The organism is Streptomyces sp. NPDC015131, assembly GCF_043079975.1.
Classification (GTDB): Bacteria; Actinomycetota; Actinomycetes; order Streptomycetales; family Streptomycetaceae; genus Streptomyces.
In genome coordinates this window covers 12,951-29,773 of sequence record NZ_JBIBVB010000002.1, presented here as the reverse complement: position 1 = coordinate 29,773, position 16,823 = coordinate 12,951, and the positions used below count along the sequence as shown (strand labels likewise).

Annotated in this window: 17 protein-coding genes; 10 read left to right on the top strand and 7 right to left on the bottom strand. The window is 72.0% G+C overall.

Going from position 1 to position 16,823, the window contains the following annotated elements:
* Positions 1-97 precede the first annotated feature (97 nt).
* Positions 98-1,087 (top strand): GTP 3',8-cyclase MoaA, encoded by a 990-nt coding sequence (gene moaA / locus ACF08D_RS05525; RefSeq protein ID WP_392221253.1) that lies wholly within the window; start codon positions 98-100, stop codon positions 1,085-1,087.
* Positions 1,088-1,097: 10 nt separating this feature from the next.
* Here moaA and ACF08D_RS05520 read toward each other — a convergent pair whose 3' ends face one another.
* Positions 1,098-1,337, bottom strand: a complete 240-nt coding sequence (locus ACF08D_RS05520; RefSeq protein WP_392221252.1) for a hypothetical protein — start codon at positions 1,335-1,337, stop codon at positions 1,098-1,100.
* A 212-nt stretch (positions 1,338-1,549) separates the two neighbouring features.
* On the bottom strand, positions 1,550-1,972 hold the full coding sequence (locus tag ACF08D_RS05515; RefSeq protein ID WP_392221251.1) for a DUF3099 domain-containing protein: 423 nt from the start codon (positions 1,970-1,972) through the stop codon (positions 1,550-1,552).
* Positions 1,973-2,169: 197 nt separating this feature from the next.
* Between ACF08D_RS05515 and ACF08D_RS05510 the strand changes: the two genes are divergently transcribed.
* Positions 2,170-2,445: a GlsB/YeaQ/YmgE family stress response membrane protein gene (locus ACF08D_RS05510; protein ID WP_392221250.1), complete on the top strand. Its 276-nt coding sequence runs from the start codon at positions 2,170-2,172 to the stop codon at positions 2,443-2,445.
* 97 nt (positions 2,446-2,542) lie between these two features.
* On the opposite strand, the gene tyrS is transcribed toward ACF08D_RS05510, so the two are convergent.
* The 3 genes from tyrS to ACF08D_RS05495 form a co-directional block, all read right to left on the bottom strand.
* Positions 2,543-3,811, bottom strand: coding sequence for a tyrosine--tRNA ligase (tyrS, locus tag ACF08D_RS05505; protein WP_392221249.1), 1,269 nt, complete (start codon positions 3,809-3,811; stop codon positions 2,543-2,545).
* A 75-nt stretch (positions 3,812-3,886) separates the two neighbouring features.
* A complete protein-coding gene (locus ACF08D_RS05500) occupies positions 3,887-5,278 on the bottom strand; it encodes a metallopeptidase TldD-related protein (protein ID WP_392221248.1) in 1,392 nt (463 codons plus the stop codon).
* Positions 5,275-6,798: a TldD/PmbA family protein gene (locus ACF08D_RS05495; RefSeq protein WP_392221247.1), complete on the bottom strand. Its 1,524-nt coding sequence runs from the start codon at positions 6,796-6,798 to the stop codon at positions 5,275-5,277. The genes ACF08D_RS05500 and ACF08D_RS05495 overlap by 4 nt, the downstream gene beginning before the upstream one ends.
* Positions 6,799-7,020: 222 nt before the next feature.
* Between ACF08D_RS05495 and fabG the strand changes: the two genes are divergently transcribed.
* From fabG to ACF08D_RS05480, 3 genes are all read left to right on the top strand, one after another.
* Positions 7,021-7,737, top strand: a complete 717-nt coding sequence (gene fabG / locus ACF08D_RS05490) for a 3-oxoacyl-[acyl-carrier-protein] reductase (RefSeq protein ID WP_392221246.1) — start codon at positions 7,021-7,023, stop codon at positions 7,735-7,737.
* 5 nt (positions 7,738-7,742) lie between these two features.
* Positions 7,743-8,510, top strand: a complete 768-nt coding sequence (gene fabI, locus ACF08D_RS05485; RefSeq protein WP_392221245.1) for an enoyl-ACP reductase FabI — start codon at positions 7,743-7,745, stop codon at positions 8,508-8,510.
* Between the two features lie 300 nt (positions 8,511-8,810).
* Positions 8,811-9,158, top strand: coding sequence for a hypothetical protein (locus ACF08D_RS05480; protein WP_392221244.1), 348 nt, complete (start codon positions 8,811-8,813; stop codon positions 9,156-9,158).
* On the opposite strand, the gene ACF08D_RS05475 is transcribed toward ACF08D_RS05480, so the two are convergent.
* Positions 9,127-9,816, bottom strand: coding sequence for a FadR/GntR family transcriptional regulator (locus ACF08D_RS05475; RefSeq protein WP_392221243.1), 690 nt, complete (start codon positions 9,814-9,816; stop codon positions 9,127-9,129). The genes ACF08D_RS05480 and ACF08D_RS05475 overlap by 32 nt on opposite strands.
* 67 nt (positions 9,817-9,883) lie before the next feature.
* Here ACF08D_RS05475 and ACF08D_RS05470 point away from each other — a divergent pair, with 67 nt between their 5' ends.
* The 4 genes from ACF08D_RS05470 to ACF08D_RS05455 all read left to right on the top strand — a co-directional run bounded on the left by ACF08D_RS05470 (position 9,884) and on the right by ACF08D_RS05455 (position 12,398).
* Positions 9,884-11,230: a CynX/NimT family MFS transporter gene (locus tag ACF08D_RS05470; protein WP_392221242.1), complete on the top strand. Its 1,347-nt coding sequence runs from the start codon at positions 9,884-9,886 to the stop codon at positions 11,228-11,230.
* 17 nt (positions 11,231-11,247) lie between these two features.
* Positions 11,248-11,367: an SGM_5486 family transporter-associated protein gene (locus tag ACF08D_RS05465; RefSeq protein ID WP_392221241.1), complete on the top strand. Its 120-nt coding sequence runs from the start codon at positions 11,248-11,250 to the stop codon at positions 11,365-11,367.
* Between the two features lie 203 nt (positions 11,368-11,570).
* Positions 11,571-11,822: a hypothetical protein gene (locus ACF08D_RS05460; RefSeq protein WP_392221240.1), complete on the top strand. Its 252-nt coding sequence runs from the start codon at positions 11,571-11,573 to the stop codon at positions 11,820-11,822.
* Positions 11,823-11,879: 57 nt separating this feature from the next.
* Positions 11,880-12,398, top strand: coding sequence for a SixA phosphatase family protein (locus tag ACF08D_RS05455; RefSeq protein ID WP_392221239.1), 519 nt, complete (start codon positions 11,880-11,882; stop codon positions 12,396-12,398).
* A gap of 75 nt (positions 12,399-12,473) precedes the next feature.
* On the opposite strand, the gene serB is transcribed toward ACF08D_RS05455, so the two are convergent.
* Positions 12,474-13,679, bottom strand: a complete 1,206-nt coding sequence (gene serB, locus ACF08D_RS05450; RefSeq protein WP_392221238.1) for a phosphoserine phosphatase SerB — start codon at positions 13,677-13,679, stop codon at positions 12,474-12,476.
* Positions 13,680-14,090: 411 nt separating this feature from the next.
* On the opposite strand from serB, the gene ACF08D_RS05445 reads away from it, so the two are divergent.
* Positions 14,091-16,706, top strand: coding sequence for an FHA domain-containing protein (locus ACF08D_RS05445; protein WP_392221237.1), 2,616 nt, complete (start codon positions 14,091-14,093; stop codon positions 16,704-16,706).
* The last annotated feature ends 117 nt before the right edge of the window (positions 16,707-16,823 follow it).

Below are 16,823 nucleotides of genomic sequence, written 5' to 3'. Positions count from 1 at the left end.
CGCCCCGCTCCTGTGGACAACGGCCCGTGTCGTTGTCACCCCGGTCACGTAGGCTCCATGAGTAAGGAACCTGACACCCCGGGGGAGGGCGCCCACCGTGCTCATCGACACCTACGGCCGTGTGGCCACCGACCTGCGGGTCTCGCTCACCGACCGGTGCAATCTGCGCTGTACGTACTGCATGCCGGAAGAGGGCCTCCAGTGGCTCGCCAAGCCGGACCTGCTCAGCGACGACGAGATCGTCCGCCTGATCCGCATAGCCGTCACCGACCTCGGCGTCACCGAGGTCCGCTTCACCGGCGGCGAGCCGCTCCTGCGCCCCGGCCTCGTGGGCATCGTCGAGCGCTGCGCCGCCCTGGAGCCCCGCCCGCGCATGTCGCTGACCACCAACGGCATCGGCCTGCGCCGCACCGCGACCGCCCTCAAGGCCGCCGGGCTCGACCGGGTCAATGTCTCCCTCGACACCCTGCGCCCGGACGTCTTCAAGACCCTCACCCGGCGGGACCGGCACAAGGACGTCCTCGAAGGGCTCCAGGCCGCCCGGGACGCCGGACTGACCCCGGTCAAGGTCAACACCGTCCTGATGCCCGGCCTCAACGACGACGAGGCCCCCGACCTGCTCGCCTGGGCCGTGGAGAACGCCTACGAGCTGCGCTTCATCGAGCAGATGCCGCTCGACGCCCAGCACGGCTGGAAGCGCGACGGCATGATCACCGCGGGGGACATCCTGGAGTCGCTGCGCACCCGCTTCACGCTCGACCCCGAGCCCGACGAGGCACGCGGCTCGGCGCCCGCCGAGCGCTGGATCGTCGACGGCGGACCGCACCGCGTGGGCGTCATCGCCTCCGTCACCCGCCCCTTCTGCCGGGCCTGCGACCGCACCCGGCTCACCGCCGACGGCCAGGTGCGCACCTGCCTGTTCGCGCGGGAGGAGACGGACCTGCGGGCCGCGCTCCGCTCGGACGCGCCGGACGCGGAGGTCGCCCGCCTGTGGCGGCTCGCGATGTGGGGCAAGAAGGCGGGCTCCGGACTGGACGACCCGAGCTTCCTCCAGCCCGACCGCCCCATGTCGGCGATCGGCGGCTGACCGGGGCGGATCAGACGCCGGGGCCCCGCGAGTCCCGGCCCGACTCCCACGCGTCCAGCGTGACGACGTCCTTCAGGAAACCCCGTACGCCCAGGAACTGCGACAGGTGCTCCCGGTGCTCGTCGCACGCCAGCCAGGTCTTGCGGCGCTCCGGGGTGTGCAGCTTGGGGTTGTTCCACGCCAGCAGCCACACCGCCGCGGCGCGGCAGCCCTTGGCGGAGCAGATGGGGGTGGGGGTCTCGTCGCTCACTGCACGTCCAAGGAGAGGGCCGAACGGCCGGGCACGACCGCCCGGACAAAGGCGACGCCGGGCAGCCACGGGGGGAGCTGCCCGGCGTCGGTCCGTCGCTCCGACGGGGGATGCGGAGCGCCTACGAAGTATGTCACGGGGACCCGGGCGGAGTGCACGGAAACCACATGATTGATCTGAGCTTTTCTTGAGCTTTGCAGACGGGCCATCTCTCACTGCTGCTCGTACTGCCGTTCCTGGCGCGGCTGTTGACGGTCCGCGCCGGACTCCCGCGCGCCCTCCGCCGCAGCTCGCGCCCCCTCCGAGGGCGCCTCGTCCGCGCTCTCGGACCGCCCCGGGTCCAGCATCGGGCGGTCGGATCCCGGAGTCGGTACGAAGGTGCCCGGCAGCCCCGGTGCCGACTCGCGGCCCGCGTTGGCGATGACCACCGCCACGTACGGCAGCACCGCACCGAGCACCAGGGCGACGATCGCCACGTACCGCTCGACGTTCCACAGGCAGGCGGCGGCGATCACGGCGAGCGTCCGCACCGACATGGAGATGACATAGCGCCGCTGCCGGCCGCGCACGTCGTCCGCCAGGCCCTGACGGGCGCCGGTGATCCGGAAGACCTCGTCGCTGCCACGCTTCCGCATCGCGTTCCACCACCCGACATCACGCCGGGCGCTCCCCGGCCCGGCCTGCTTCCACGGTACGCCCGGCGCCCCCGGCGCACACGACCGGGTCCGCACGGCCGGCCGCACGCGTACGGCGCCGCCCGACATGCGCGGGGCGGCGGGCGGCCCCAGACTTGTCGGGACTGCTCACGTCAATCCGTACCGAGGAGGCAGCCATGGGCTGGTTGTGGGCGATTATCGTCGGATTCGTGCTGGGCCTGCTGGCCAAGGCGATCCTGCCGGGCAAGCAGCACAGTCCGCTGTGGCTGACCACGATCTTCGGCATTATCGGCGCCATCGCCGGTAACGCCCTCGCCAGGGCATTCGGCATCGAGGCGACCCCCGGCATCGACTGGGGCAGGCACGCCCTCCAGCTCGGAGCCGCGATCGTCCTCGTCGGCCTCGGCGACATGCTCTACATGTCGACGCGCGGCAGAAAACAGCGCGCCTGAGTACACGGCGTGCCCGGCGGGCTTGAGGACACGGCGGGACGGGCGGCGCCCCGGGTGCTGGTGCTTCCACCCGGGGCGCCGCCGTGCCGTCCGTACGTCAGCCCGCCGCGACCTCGATGGCCGCCAGGTTCTTCTTGCCGCGCCGCAGCACCAGCCAGCGGCCGTGCAGCAGCTCGTCCGCCGACACCACGGCGTCCTCGGCGGTCACCTTGACGTTGTTCACGTACGCGCCGCCCTCCTTGACCGTCCGGCGGGCCGCCGACTTGCTCGGCGCCAGGCCGACCTCGGCGAAGAGGTCCACCACCGGACCGGGCCCGGCGACCCGGGCGTGCGGCAGCTCCGCCAGCGCGGCGGCCAGCGTCGCCTCGTCCAGCTCCGCCAGCTCACCCTGGCCGAACAGGGCCTTCGACGCGGCGATCACCGCGGCGCACTGCTCGGCGCCGTGCACCAGCGTCGTCAGCTCCTCCGCCAGGGCGCGCTGCGCGGTCCGGGCCTGCGGCCGCTCCTCGGTGAGCCGCTCCAGCTCCTCCAGCTCCTCCCGGCTCTTGAAGCTCAGGATGCGCATGTAGGGCGAGATGTCCCGGTCGTCCACGTTCAGCCAGAACTGGTAGAACGCGTACGGCGTGGTCATCTCCGGGTCCAGCCAGACGGCCCCGCCCTCGGTCTTGCCGAACTTGGTGCCGTCCGACTTGGTCATCAGCGGGGTGGCCAGCGCGTGCACCTGCGCCTCCGGCTCCAGCCGGTGGATCAGGTCCAGGCCCGCCGTGAGGTTGCCCCACTGGTCGCTGCCGCCCTGCTGGAGCACACAGCCGTAGCGCCGGTACAGCTCCAGGAAGTCCATGCCCTGGAGGAGCTGGTAGCTGAACTCCGTGTAGCTGATCCCCTCCTGGGACTCCAGCCGCCGGGCGACCGAGTCCTTGGTGAGCATCTTGTTGACCCGGAAGTGCTTGCCGATGTCACGCAGGAACTCGATCGCGGTCATCCCCGCGGTCCAGTCCAGGTTGTTGACCATGACCGCGGCGTTCTCGCCCTCGAAGGACAGGAACGGCTCGATCTGCGTCCGCAGCCGGGTCACCCACTGGGCGACCGTCTCCGGGTCGTTCAGCGTGCGCTCCGCGGTGGGGCGGGGGTCGCCGATCTGGCCCGTCGCCCCGCCCACCAGCGCCAGCGGCCGGTGCCCGGCCCGCTGGAGCCGGCGGACGGTGAGCACCTGGACCAGGTGCCCGACGTGCAGGCTGGCCGCCGTGGGGTCGAAACCGCAATAGAAGGTGACCGGACCGTCCGCGAGAGCCTTGCGCAGAGCGTCCTCGTCGGTGGACTGGGCGAACAGCCCGCGCCACTTCAGCTCGTCGACGATGTCCGTCACGGTTGCGTGTCTCCTTCAGTGCTCTTCAGTGTTCTTCAGTGCTCTTCGATGCGTACGCACGCCAGTCTAGGGGGGTCACACCCCCCGGCTGACCGAACTCATGTTGAAGTCCGGCACCCGCAGCGGAGGCATCGCGGCCCGGGTGAAGTAGTCGCTCCACTCGCGCGGCAGCGTCCGCTCCGTCCGCCCCGCCTCGGTCGCCCGCCCCAGCAGGTCCACCGGCGACTCGTTGAAGCGGAAGTTGTTCACCTCGCCGACGACCTCGCCGTTCTCCACCAGGTACACCCCGTCCCGGGTCAGCCCGGTCAGCAGCAGCGTCGCCGGGTCCACCTCGCGGATGTACCAGAGGCAGGTCAGCAGCAGCCCGCGCCCGGTGTCCGCCACCATGTCCTCCAGCGACCGGTCGCCGCCGCCGTCCAGGACCAGGTTGCCGGTCCAGGGCGTCACCGGCAGGCCGGTCAGCCCGGCGCTGTGCCGCGTGGTGAGCAGGTGCTCCAGCCGGCCCTCGCGCAGCCACGACGTCGGCGCCAGCGGCAGCCCGTTGTCGAACACCGACGAGTCGTCGCCCGACGCGTGCGCGATCACGAACGGCGCCGACTCCAGCCCCGGCTCGTCCGGGTCGCTGCGCAGCGTCAGCGGCAGCGGGGACAGGGTGTCGCCGACCCGGGTGCCGCCGCCCGGCTTGGCGAAGACGGTCCGCCCCTCCGCCGCGTCCCGGGCGGCCGACGACCACATCTGGTAGATCAGCAGGTCCGCCACCGCGGTCGGCGGCAGCAGCGTCTCGTACCGCCCGGCGGGCAGCTCCACCCGGCGCTCCGCCCAGCGCAGCCGCCGGTCCAGCTCCGCGTCCAGGGCGGTGGGGTCGACGTCCTTGAAGTCCCGCGTCGACCGCCCAGCCCACGCCGAGCGCGTCCGGTCCGGCGACTTGGCGTTCAGCTCCAGCGTCCCCGACGGCTGGTCGTGCCGCAGCCGCAGGCCCGTCGACGTGCCCAGGTAGGTCGAGGTCAGCTCGTGGTGCGCGAAGCCGTACAGCTCCCGGCCCCCGCCGCGGGCCCGGCCGAAGGCCTCGCCCAGCGCGGGCGCGAAGTCCCCGAACACCGCCGAGGAGGTCTCGGCCGGCGCGTCCGTGAAGTCCGGCGACGCCTCCCCGCCGGCCACCAGCGGCTGTGCGTCCTCGGCGGGGCCGGCGGCCCGCGCGGCGGCCTCGGCGGCCCGGACCAGCGGCTCGAGGTCCGCGGCGGTGACCGCCGACCGGGACACCACGCCGGACGCGGTGCCCTCCGCCCCGTCGACGGTCGCGATCACGGTGAGCGTGCGGCCGCGGGTGACACCGTTGGTGGTGAGGGCGTTGCCCGCCCAGCGCAGGTTGGCCGAGGAGTGCTCGTCGGCGATGACGACACACCCGTCCGCGCGGGACAGCTCCAGGGCCCGCTCGACGATCTCGTACGGCTTCATCACGGGGCTCATCGGCCACCCTCCTGCGCGGTGTTAAGGATGTTCACGCCCCGGAACAGGGCCGAGGGGCAGCCGTGCGAGACCGCCGCGACCTGGCCCGGCTGGGCCTTGCCGCAGTTGAAGGCACCGCCCAGGACGTACGTCTGCGGGCCGCCGACCTTCTCCATGGAGCCCCAGAAGTCGGTCGTCGTCGCCTGGTAGGCCACGTCGCGGAGCTGACCGGCCAGCCGGCCGTTCTCGATCCGGAAGAAGCGCTGACCGGTGAACTGGAAGTTGTACCGCTGCATGTCGATCGACCACGACCGGTCGCCGACCACGTAGATGCCGCGCTCCACCCCGCCGATCAGGTCCTCCGTGGACAGCCCGCCCGGGTCCGGCCGCAGCGACACGTTCGCCATCCGCTGCACCGGCACATGGCCGGGGGAGTCCGCGAAGGCGCAGCCGTTGGACCGCCCGAGACCGGTGAGCCGCGCGATCCGCCGGTCCAGCTGGTAGCCGACCAGCGTCCCGTCCTTCACCAGGTCCCAGCTCTGCGCCTCGACGCCCTCGTCGTCGTACCCGATCGTGGCCAGCCCGTGCTCGGCGGTCCGGTCACCGGTCACGTTCATGATCGGCGACCCGTACGCCAGCTTGCCCAGCTGGTCGAAGGTGGCGAACGAGGTGCCCGCGTACGCCGCCTCGTAGCCCAGCGCCCGGTCCAGCTCGGTGGCGTGCCCGATCGACTCGTGGATCGTCAGCCACAGGTTGGACGGGTCGACGACCAGGTCGTACGTCCCCGCCTCCACGCTCGGCGCCCGCATCTTCTCGGCCAGCAGCTCGGGGATGCCCTCCAGCTCGGCGTCCCAGTCCCAGCCGGTGCCCGTCAGGTACTCCCAGCCGCGCCCGACCGGCGGCGCGATCGTCCGCATCGAGTCGAACTCGCCGGTCGACCCGTCCACCGCCACGGCCGTCAGCTGCGGGTGCAGCCGGACCCGCTGCTGGGTGGTGACCGTCCCCGCCGTGTCCGCGTAGAACTTGTTCTCGTGCACGGCCATCAGGGAGGCGTCCACATGCGCCACCCCGTCCGCGCGCAGCAGCCGCGCGCTCCACTCCGCCAGCAGTCCGCTCTTCTCCGCGTCCGGCACGGTGAAGGGGTCGATCTCGTACGACGAGACCCACGTCCGGTCCGCGTGCACCGGCTCGTCCGCGAGCTCCACGTGCTCCGCCGACCCCGCCGCCGCGATCACCCGGGCCGACAGCTTCGCCATGGCCACCGCCTGCGAGGCCACCCGGGCCGCCGCGTCCATGGAAAGGTCCACCCCGGAGGCGAACCCCCAGGCCCCGCCGTGGACCACCCGTACCGCGTATCCGAGGTCGGTGGTGTCCGACGAACCCGCCGGCCTGGCGTCCCGCAGCCGCCACGAGGCGCTGCGGACCCGCTCGAAGCGGAAGTCGGCGTGCTCGGCGCCGAGCGCCCTGGCCCGCGCGAGCGCCGCGTCGGCGAGCGCCCGCAGCGGCAGCGCCGTAAAGGCTTCGTCGATGGAATGAGGCACGAAACGTCTCCTGTCGTCCGAGACCGGTCCCGCAGATCATGTCGCGCCGCACGGCCCCCTGCCCAGTGCTTTCCGCCGGCTCCGCACCGGAGTGCCGCCCACGGCGTTCTGTAGGGACCCGACAGTGACGCCCCTGCGCCACTGTCAGGGGCCGATTCTCCACGCGGGGCACCGGACCGATAGGTTTTCGAGGTACCAGACCGCTAGGGAAAGGGTGATCCGTTGAGCCGCTCGGTTCTCGTCACCGGAGGAAACCGGGGCATCGGCCTCGCCATCGCCCGCGCATTCGCCGCAGCCGGCGACAAGGTCGCGATCACATACCGCTCGGGCGAGCCCGACGAGCTGGCCAAGGAGGGCCTCCTCGCCGTCCGGTGCGACATCACCGACGCCGAGCAGGTGGAGCAGGCCTACAAGGAGATCGAGGAGAAGCACGGTCCGGTGGAGGTGCTGGTGGCCAACGCCGGTGTCACCAAGGACCAGTTGCTGATGCGGATGTCCGAGGAGGACTTCACCTCGGTCCTCGACACCAACCTCACCGGCACCTTCCGGGTCGTCAAGCGCGCCAACCGCGGCATGCTGCGCGCCAAGAAGGGCCGTGTCGTCCTGATCTCCTCGGTGGTCGGCCTGCTGGGCTCGGCGGGCCAGGCCAACTACGCCGCCTCCAAGGCCGGGCTGGTCGGCTTCGCCCGCTCCCTCGCCCGCGAGCTCGGCTCGCGCAACATCACGTTCAACGTCGTCGCACCCGGTTTCGTCGACACCGACATGACCGCCGTGCTCACCGAGGAGCAGCGGGCGGGCATCGTCGCCCAGGTGCCGCTCGGCCGCTACGCGCAGCCCGACGAGATCGCCGCCGCGGTCCGGTTCCTCGCGTCCGACGACGCCTCGTACATCACTGGAGCCGTCATTCCCGTTGACGGCGGATTGGGCATGGGTCACTGAGTCACATGAGCGGAATTCTCGAGGGCAAGCGCGTCCTGATCACCGGTGTGCTGATGGAGTCCTCCATCGCCTTCCACGCCGCCAAGGTGGCCCAGGAGCAGGGCGCGGAGATCATCCTGACGGCCTTCCCGCGGCCCACCCTGACCGAGCGCATCGCCAAGAAGCTTCCCAAGCCGGCCAAGGTCATCGAGCTGGACGTCACCAACGACGAGCACCTGGCCCGCGTCGAGGACGTGGTGCGCGAGGAGCTGGGCGGCCTCGACGGCGTCGTCCACTCCATCGGCTTCGCCCCGCAGGACGCCCTCGGCGGCAACTTCCTCAACACCCCGTTCGAGTCGGTGTCCACCGCGATGCACGTCTCGGCGTTCTCGCTGAAGTCGCTGACCATGGCTTGCATGCCGCTGATGCAGAACGGCGGCTCGGTCGTCGGCCTGACCTTCGACGCGCAGTTCGCCTGGCCGCAGTACGACTGGATGGGCCCGGCCAAGGCCGCGCTGGAGGCCACCAGCCGCTACCTCGCGCGGGACCTCGGCAAGCAGGACGTCCGCTGCAACCTGATCTCGGCGGGCCCGCTCCGCTCCATGGCCGCCAAGTCCATCCCGGGCTTCACCGACCTGGCGAAGGTGTGGGACGAGCGCTCCCCGCTCCAGTGGGACATGGAGGACCCGGAGCCGGCCGGCCGCGGCATCGTCGCGCTGCTCTCGGACTTCTTCCCGAAGACCACCGGCGAGATCATCCACGTCGACGGCGGCGTGCACATCATGGGCGCCTGAGCCCCTCGGGCAGCGCCCCGAAGGCCGCGTACCGCTCCCGCAGAGCGGTACGCGGCCTTCGCGCGTCCCGGCTCCCCGGCCCCGGCGGTTCGTACGCGTGTACGGTGCGCAGCGCTCCCGAGTCGAAGAGTCACCGCCCGCACGGCACACTGGGGAGAGCGGTAGCGAGGTCTCGGGGCTCGGGAAGCGTGGGGAGGAGGTGCGGCCGTGCGGACGGAACACCGGACACGACGACTGCGACCGGGACGGCTCGTCCCGCTCGGAGAGCGACTCGGACCGCGGAAGCGGCGGCGGTGGGCGGTGGCCCTGCCCACGACCGCGGCACTGCTGGCCGGCCTCGGCGCCGGGCTGCCCGCCACCGGAGTCCAGGCCGCCGAGAAACCCGCGCCGGACGCCCCCAGGAACCCGCACATCGCCTCGTGCCGCACGGACATCGAGGGCTCACGCGTCACCGCGTTCTGCCACAACCCCTATCCCGGCGTGGACCGCGTCCGGCTGCACGTCGAATGCGCCCGCTGGTGGGACATCGACACCGACAGCGCGCCCGTGGAGGTCGGCCCCACCGCGTACGTCGAACTGACCCAGCGGTGCTGGAAAGAGGTCGGCAACGCCTGGATCAGTCACCAGCCGGAGCCCGCTCGCCCCTGAGGCACACAAAGGGGTAGCCGGCGGCCTCGGACGCCGCCGCGCCGGCGTCGCCCGCGCGGATCGCCTCCACCAGCCGTCCGTGGTCCATGTGGTTCTCCGGCCGCAGCTCCTGGCCCACGTCGTCGCGCAGCCAGTCCCGCAGCAGATGGCCGAGGTCGGCGTACAGCCCGGACAGCACCTCGTTGTGCGAGGCGGCCACCACGGCCAGGTGGAAGGTCGCGTCCGCCGCGACGAACCGCTCCGCGTCGCCCGCCTCCCACGCCTCCTCGCGCCGCGCCAGCAGCGTGTCCAGCTGCCGCATGTCCCGCTCCGTACGCCGCTCGGCGGCGAGCCGGGCGGCCGACGACTCCAGCGTGGAGCGCAGCTCGGCGATGTGCCGGGGGTCGGCCCCCGCGAAGCGCCGGTGCATCACCCCGGCCAGCTCACTGGTGGCCACCACATAGGTGCCCGAACCCTGCCGGATGTCCAGCAGCCCGTTGTGCGCCAGCGCCCGGACCGCCTCGCGGACGGTGTTGCGGGCGACCCCGAGCTGTTCGACCAGCTCGGGCTCGGTGGGGATGCGGGAGCCCACCGGCCACTCGCCGGAGGTGATCTGGTTCCTCAGCTCGGCGATCACCTGGTCGGACAGAGCGGATCGGCGGGGCGAGCTCAGCGCCATGGTGCTCCTTGCGTCGGGACACGATCGGATTGGACAGCCAATCATCCCATGATTCTATGATGGGCCCATGCCCGACGAGCCGCAGACCCGCACACACGAGCCGCAGACCCGCACACCGAACCGCCCCCAGGCCCCGGCCGCCCCCGCACGCATCCCCGCGCCCGCCCGCCCCGGGGCCGCCTCCCGCCCCCGGAACACGGTCTGGCTCACCCGCCTGCTGGTCGCCGGACTCGTCCTCGCCGCGCTGAACCTCCGCCCCGCCATCACCAGCCTCGGCGCCCTCCTCGAAGAGGTCCGCACCGGACTGCACATGAGCGGCGGCGTCGCCGGGCTCCTCACCTCCGTGCCCCCGCTCTGCTTCGCGGTCTTCGGCATCACCGCCCCCCGGCTCGCCCGCCGCTTCGGCCCCACCGCCGTCGTCCTGGCGGGCATGGTCGCCATCACGGCCGGCCTCGTCATACGCCCCTTCACCGGCGGCACGGTCGCCTTCCTCGCCGCCAGCGCCCTCGCCCTGATGGGCATCGCCGTCAGCAACGTCCTGATGCCGGTGATCGTCAAGCGGTACTTCCCGGACCGCGTCGGCACCATGACCGGCCTGTACTCGATGGCCCTCGCCCTCGGCACCTCGCTCGCCGCCGCCGCGACCGTCCCGCTCACCGGCGCCCTGGGCGGCGACTGGCGCACCGGGCTCGCCGTCTGGGCCGCGCTCGGCGCCCTCGCCGTGGTGGCCTGGATCCCGCTCGTACGCCGCGGGGGTACGGGTACGGGTGCCGGCACCGGCGCCGGTACGGAGCAGGGCGCGGGCGCCGCCCCGGCGGACGGGGCCGCACCCGCGCTGCGGATCACCCGCAGCCGCACGGCCTGGGCGCTCGGCTGCTTCTTCGGCCTCCAGGCCACCGGCGCCTACATCACCATGGGCTGGATGCCGCAGATCTTCCGCGACGCGGGCGTCTCCGCCGGCACCGCGGGCGTGCTGCTCGCCGTAACCATGGTGATGGGCGTGCCGCTCGCGTTCGTCATCCCCCGGCTCGCCACCCGGATGAAGAACCAGGGCCCCATCGTCGTCGTCCTGGGCCTGTGCGGACTGACCGGGTACGCCGGGCTGCACTTCGCGCCCGCGGCCGGGGCCTGGGTCTGGGCGCTCCTGCTCGGCGTCTCCAACTGCGCCTTCCCGCTCGCGCTCACCATGATCGGCATGCGCTCGCGCACCGGGGGCGGGGTCGTGCGGCTCTCCGCCTTCGCCCAGAGCGTCGGCTACCTGATCTCGATCCCCGGGCCGACGCTGGTCGGCACCCTGTACGAGCACAGCGGCGGCTGGGGCACCCCGCTGGCGCTGATGGCCGGGCTGATGGTGCCGCAGATGATCGTGGGCATCCTCGCCGGGCGGGACCGGACGATCGAGGACGAGGCGTGAGGTGCGAGACTGGGCCCATGCAGCCTGTGCTCGACCCGAACCCCCCGAACGGTCAGAAGAAGCTCCTCCTCGTCTTCGCCACGATGCTGGGCATCGGTGTGGTGATCGGCATCATCGCCACGCTCGCCTCCCCGTGAGCCGTGGGCCCCGGTGAGGCCGTGAGCCGGTGCCGGCCGCCGGGTCCGGGCCGGAGGGTGGGGTAAACCCCACCGTCCCCTAGGGGGCCAGGCTCAGGGACAACTGGGTGGCTTGCCGGATGGGGCCGCGGGCACGCGATCCGTAGCGTGAACATCACTCCCGCCCGACACCGGGACCACGCCCACGGACCTCGGAGGCGGCCATGCCGGCCACGACACCCCCGCGACGCACGGTCGCTCGACGCCCGCTCGCCGTCACCGGCGGCCCGGCCGCCGGCGCCCCCGCCGCCGGGCCCGCCGGGAGCCGCCTGCCGTGGTGGGCCGTGGCCCTCCCGGTGCTCGCCTTCGCCGTGCTCCTCGCCCTGCTCACCGGCGGCGGCCAGGCGCGGGCGGCGGGCGGCGACCCGGAGGTCGGCCGCTTCCTCCAGCAGATCCAGCACACACTCGCCCGATAGCTCCCGGCTCCCCAACACCCAGCGCCCCGTGGCGTGTTTCATGCGAAGCTGGTGAGCATGAGCGTCGACACACCCCGCAGGATCGTGCTACTCCGGCATGCGAAGGCCGACTGGCCCCAGGTGTCCGACCACGAGCGTCCGCTCGCGGAGCGAGGCCGCAAGGACGCCCCCGTGGCGGGCCGGCGCCTGGCCGAGACCGGAATCACCTTCGACCTTGCCCTGTGCTCCACCGCGGTCAGGACCCGCGAGACCTGGAAGCTGGCGGTGCAGGAGCTGCCGCAGCGGCCCAGGACCGTGTACGAGGAGCGGCTCTACGAAGCCTCACTCGGAGAGATCCTCGCCCTGCTCAACGAAACCCCGGAGGACGTCGACGACCTCCTGGTGATCGGGCACAACCCGGGGATGCACGCCGTCTCCGACGCCCTCGCGGGCTCCGCCGAGGGGGACACCCTGGCGCGGATGAACCGCGGCGGCTTCCCGACCTCCGCCTTCGCCGTCGTCACGTTCACCGGCTCGTGGAAGACCGTCGAGCACGGCGTCGGCCGGCTCGCCGCCTACTGGGCGCCGCACGACTGAGGCCCTGCGGCTCATGGGCCCGCCCGGCCACCGCCCGGCGGGCCCCTGAGGCCCTCACGATCCGGAGGACGCGCCCTAGTCCTCGTGGATGTCCGCGGCCTCGACCTCTTCGCGGGTGATGCCCAGCAGGTACAGCACCGTGTCCAGGAACGGCACGTTGACCGCCGTGTGCGCCGCCTCGCGCACCACCGGCTTGGCGTTGAAGGCGACGCCAAGACCCGCCGTGTTGAGCATGTCCAGGTCATTGGCACCGTCGCCGATCGCCACCGTCTGCGCCAGCGGTACGCCGGCCTCGGCGGCGAACCGGCTCAGCAGGCGCGCCTTCCCGGCCCGGTCGACGATCTCGCCGGTCACCCGCCCGGTCAGCCTGCCGTCCACGATCTCCAGGGTGTTGGCCGACGCGAAGTCCAGCCCCAGCCGCACCTTCAGCTCGTCGGTGACCTGCGTGAACCCGCCGGACACCACACCCACCTGGTAGCCGAGCCGCTTCAGCGTACGGATCAGGGTGCGCGCCCCCGGGGTCAGCCTGACCTCCTGGCGCACCTTCTCCACCACCGACTCGTCCAGCCCGGCCAGCAGCGCCACCCGGGCGTGCAGCGACTGCTCGAAGTCCAGCTCACCGCGCATCGCCCGCGCCGTCACCTCGGCGACCTGCTCTTCGCAGCCCGCGTGCGCCGCGAAGAGCTCGATCACCTCGTCCTGGATGAGCGTGGAGTCCACGTCCATCACGACCAGCCGCTGCGCCCGGCGGTGCAGGCCGGCCGAGACCACGGCCACATCCACGCCGATCTTGTGCGCCCGGGTGGCCAGCGCGGTGCGCAGGTCGCCCGTCTCCGTACCCGACACCGCGAACTCGACCGCCGTGACCGGGTACTTCGCCAGCCGGAAGATACGGTCGATGTTGCCGCCCGTCGAGGTGATCGTGGACGCTATGGCCGCCGTGTGCTCGGCCGTCAGCGGGTGCCCGAGCACGGTGACGTGGGACCGGCCCGAACCGCGCGGCCGGTTGTCGCCCGTACCGGAGATGATCTCCGCCTGGAGCCGCAGCGACTCCGCCCAGCTGTGCACGGTGGCCCGCAGCTCCCCCTCGCCGCCGGCGGTGGGCTCCGTGACGAGCGCGCACAGCACGATGCGGCCACGGGTCACGACCTGTTCGATGTCGACGACGTCGACGGAGAAGGCGGCCAGGGTGTCGAAGAGCCCGGCGGTGATCCCGGGGCGGTCCTTCCCGAAGATCTTGACGAGAAGGGTGGGAACGTCAGAGGTCTGCGATGCGCTCATGGTCCTCCCACCGTATCGGCCCCCACGCGGTCGGGCGCGTCCCGTCCCGACCACCGGACACCAAGGCGGCCATGATCGAGGTCAGGATCACACCGCCCGCCGGGTCGCCCACCCGTTGTGCCGGTCACTACCGTGTCCGTACACGCCAGGCCCGTGAAAGATCCACATTCTGCGAAGAATTGCCCTGGTTCTCCACCATTCACCGTGAATAGCGGTTACTTGACGGGTATCGGGCTGGTTTCCTCCCGGTCGGTCGCAGGCGGAGGCGGTGCGGGGGCGCTCGCCGGGCAGGTCTTCACACCGCCCGACTTTCGATTCCGGTCCCGGGCCTGAAATAGTTCCCCCCGATGTTCGCCATCCCTAGACTCCCTGCGACGGGGGGAACTCGGGGGACAAGTAGTGGGGCATGGAGTGCCGGAACTCGTACTGGAATTGAACGGAAGCACCTGGACTCTCGATCCGTCCAGGTCGTACACCCTCGGGCGTGATCCGCAGGGCGACCTCGTGATCGACGACGCCAGGGTCTCGTGGCGGCACGCCACGGTCAGCTGGAACGGCCGGAGTTGGGTCATCGAGGACCACGGCTCCACCAACGGCACCTATGTGCAGGGTCAGCGGATCCACCAGACGGAGCTGGGCCCCGGCTCCGCCGTGCACCTGGGCAACGCGACCGACGGCCCCCGGGTCAGCCTGACCGCCGCGGGCGCCGGCGCCGGCGCGGCCGCGTACAGCGCCCAGGCCGCCGCCCCGCAGCAGCAGCAGGCGTGGCAGCAGCAGGCCCCGGCCGCTCCCCAGCAGCAGCCCGCCCCGCAGGGCTGGCCCCACCAGGCCCAGCAGCCCCACGCGCCCGCCGCGCACCAGCAGCCCCACCAGGCTCACGCGCCCGCCGAGCACCAGCAGCCCCACCAGGCCCAGCAGCCGCAGGTTCCGCACCAGCAGCAGTCCGGTCCCGGCGAGAGCTACGCCCAGAAGGTCCCGGGCGCCGCGGCGGCCCCCGCCCCGGCCGCGCCGGTCCACGCCGAGCGCAGCCCCACCACCTTCCACCAGCTCGCCCTGGGCCGGGTGATGCGCATCGGCCGCGCCCTGGAGAACGAGCTGGTCGTCTCCGACCTCCAGGTCTCGCGCCACCACGCCGAGTTCCACGCGACGCCCGACGGCCGCTTCGAGATCCGCGACCTCGGCTCGCACAACGGCACGTACGTCAACGGCCAGCCGCTCGCCAAGTCCGGCTCCGCGCTCATCGGCCCCAGCGACATCGTCGGTGTCGGTCACTCGACCTTCCGGCTCGTCGGGGACCGGCTCGAGGAGTTCGTCGACACCGGTGAGGTCTCCTTCTCCGCCCGCCACCTCACGGTCACCGTCGACGGCGGCAAGCAGATCCTCAAGGACGTCACCTTCGGCGTCCCCGAGAAGTCGCTGATCGCGGTCATCGGCCCGTCCGGCTCCGGAAAGTCGACGCTGCTCAAGGCGCTGACCGGCTACCGCCCCGCCAACCAGGGCGACGTCCTCTACGACAACCGGAACCTCTACAAGCAGTTCGCCGAGCTGCGCCAGCGCATCGGTCTGGTCCCGCAGGACGACATCCTGCACAAGGAGCTGACCGTCCGCACCGCGCTCAAGTACGCCGCGAAGCTCCGCTTCCCCGCGGACACCACCGAGCGGGAGCGCGACGCGCGGATCGACGAGGTGCTGCGCGAGCTGAAGCTCGACATCCACAAGACCAAGAAGATCACCGCGCTCTCCGGCGGCCAGCGCAAGCGCGTCTCGGTCGCCCTGGAGCTGCTGACCAAGCCGTCCCTGATCTTCCTGGACGAGCCGACCTCGGGCCTCGACCCGGGCATGGACCGCGACGTCATGCAGCTGCTGCGCGGCCTCGCCGACGACGGCCGCACGGTCCTCGTCGTCACCCACTCCGTGGCCGAGCTGGCGCTCTGCGACAAGCTGCTGGTCATGGCGCCCGGCGGTTCGGTGGCCTACTTCGGCCCGCCGGAGGAGGCGCTCAACTTCTTCGGCTACGACACATGGGCCGACGTCTTCTCCGCCTTCGAGAACTACCGCGACTACGACTGGGCGGGCCGCTGGAAGGGCTCGCAGCACTACCAGATGTACGCCGCGGACATCGACGCCGTCGCCGCGCAGTCCGTACAGATGCCGTCGGCCCAGGCGATGCGGCCGCCCAAGCCGCAGGGCTGGGGCGCGCAGCTGTGGACCCTGATCCGCCGCTATGTCTCCGTCATCGCGTCCGACAAGGGCTTCATGGCGCTGATGGTGATCCTGCCCGCCGTCCTCGGCGTGGTCTCGACCCTGATCAGCTCGGACTACGGGCTCAGGCCGAGCCCGCGGGGCCCCAACGGCAGCGCGGCGACCATCCTGCTGATCCTGGCCGTCGGCGCATGCTTCGCCGGTGCCGCCAACTCCGTACGAGAACTGATCAAGGAACGGGTCATCTACGAACGGGAACGGGCGACGGGCCTGTCACGTTCGGCGTACCTGATGTCGAAGGTGATCGTCCTCGGTCTGATCACCGTGTTCCAGGGCGCGATCATCGGCGGCATCGGCTTCGGCCTGCGGGACGTGCCGGACGAGGGCCTGCTGTTCAGCTCCTCCCTGGTGCGGCTGGAGCTGTGCCTGCCGATCATGGCGCTCGGCTTCACCTCGATGATGTTCGGCCTGATCATCTCCTCGCTGGTGAAGACCGCCGAGAAGACCATGCCGCTGCTGGTGATGTTCGCGATCATCCAGGTCGTCTTCACCGGCTGCCTCTTCACCCTGCACGGCCAGGTCGGCGTCAACGAGTTCTCCTACCTGATGCCCTCCCGCTGGGCCGTCGCCGCCGCCGGCACCACCGCGCAGCTCAACGTCCTCTTCCCCAACCAGGACGACCCCACCGACACGGACCCGCTGTGGGACCACGAGGTGGCGCAGTGGATGGTCGACATGGGCGCGCTGCTGGCGCTCGGCGCGATCTGCGGTGTGATCGTGGCGCGCCTGCTGCGCCGCCACGAGCCGGAGGTCATGCGCAAGTAACCGCGCGCGCCGGAACCGGTACGCCGGTACGCGCCGGAGGGCGGCACCCCGCACGGGGTGCCGCCCTCCGGCGTACGGGCGCGAGCGGCGGTCCGGACGCGGACCGGTGTGCCCGGG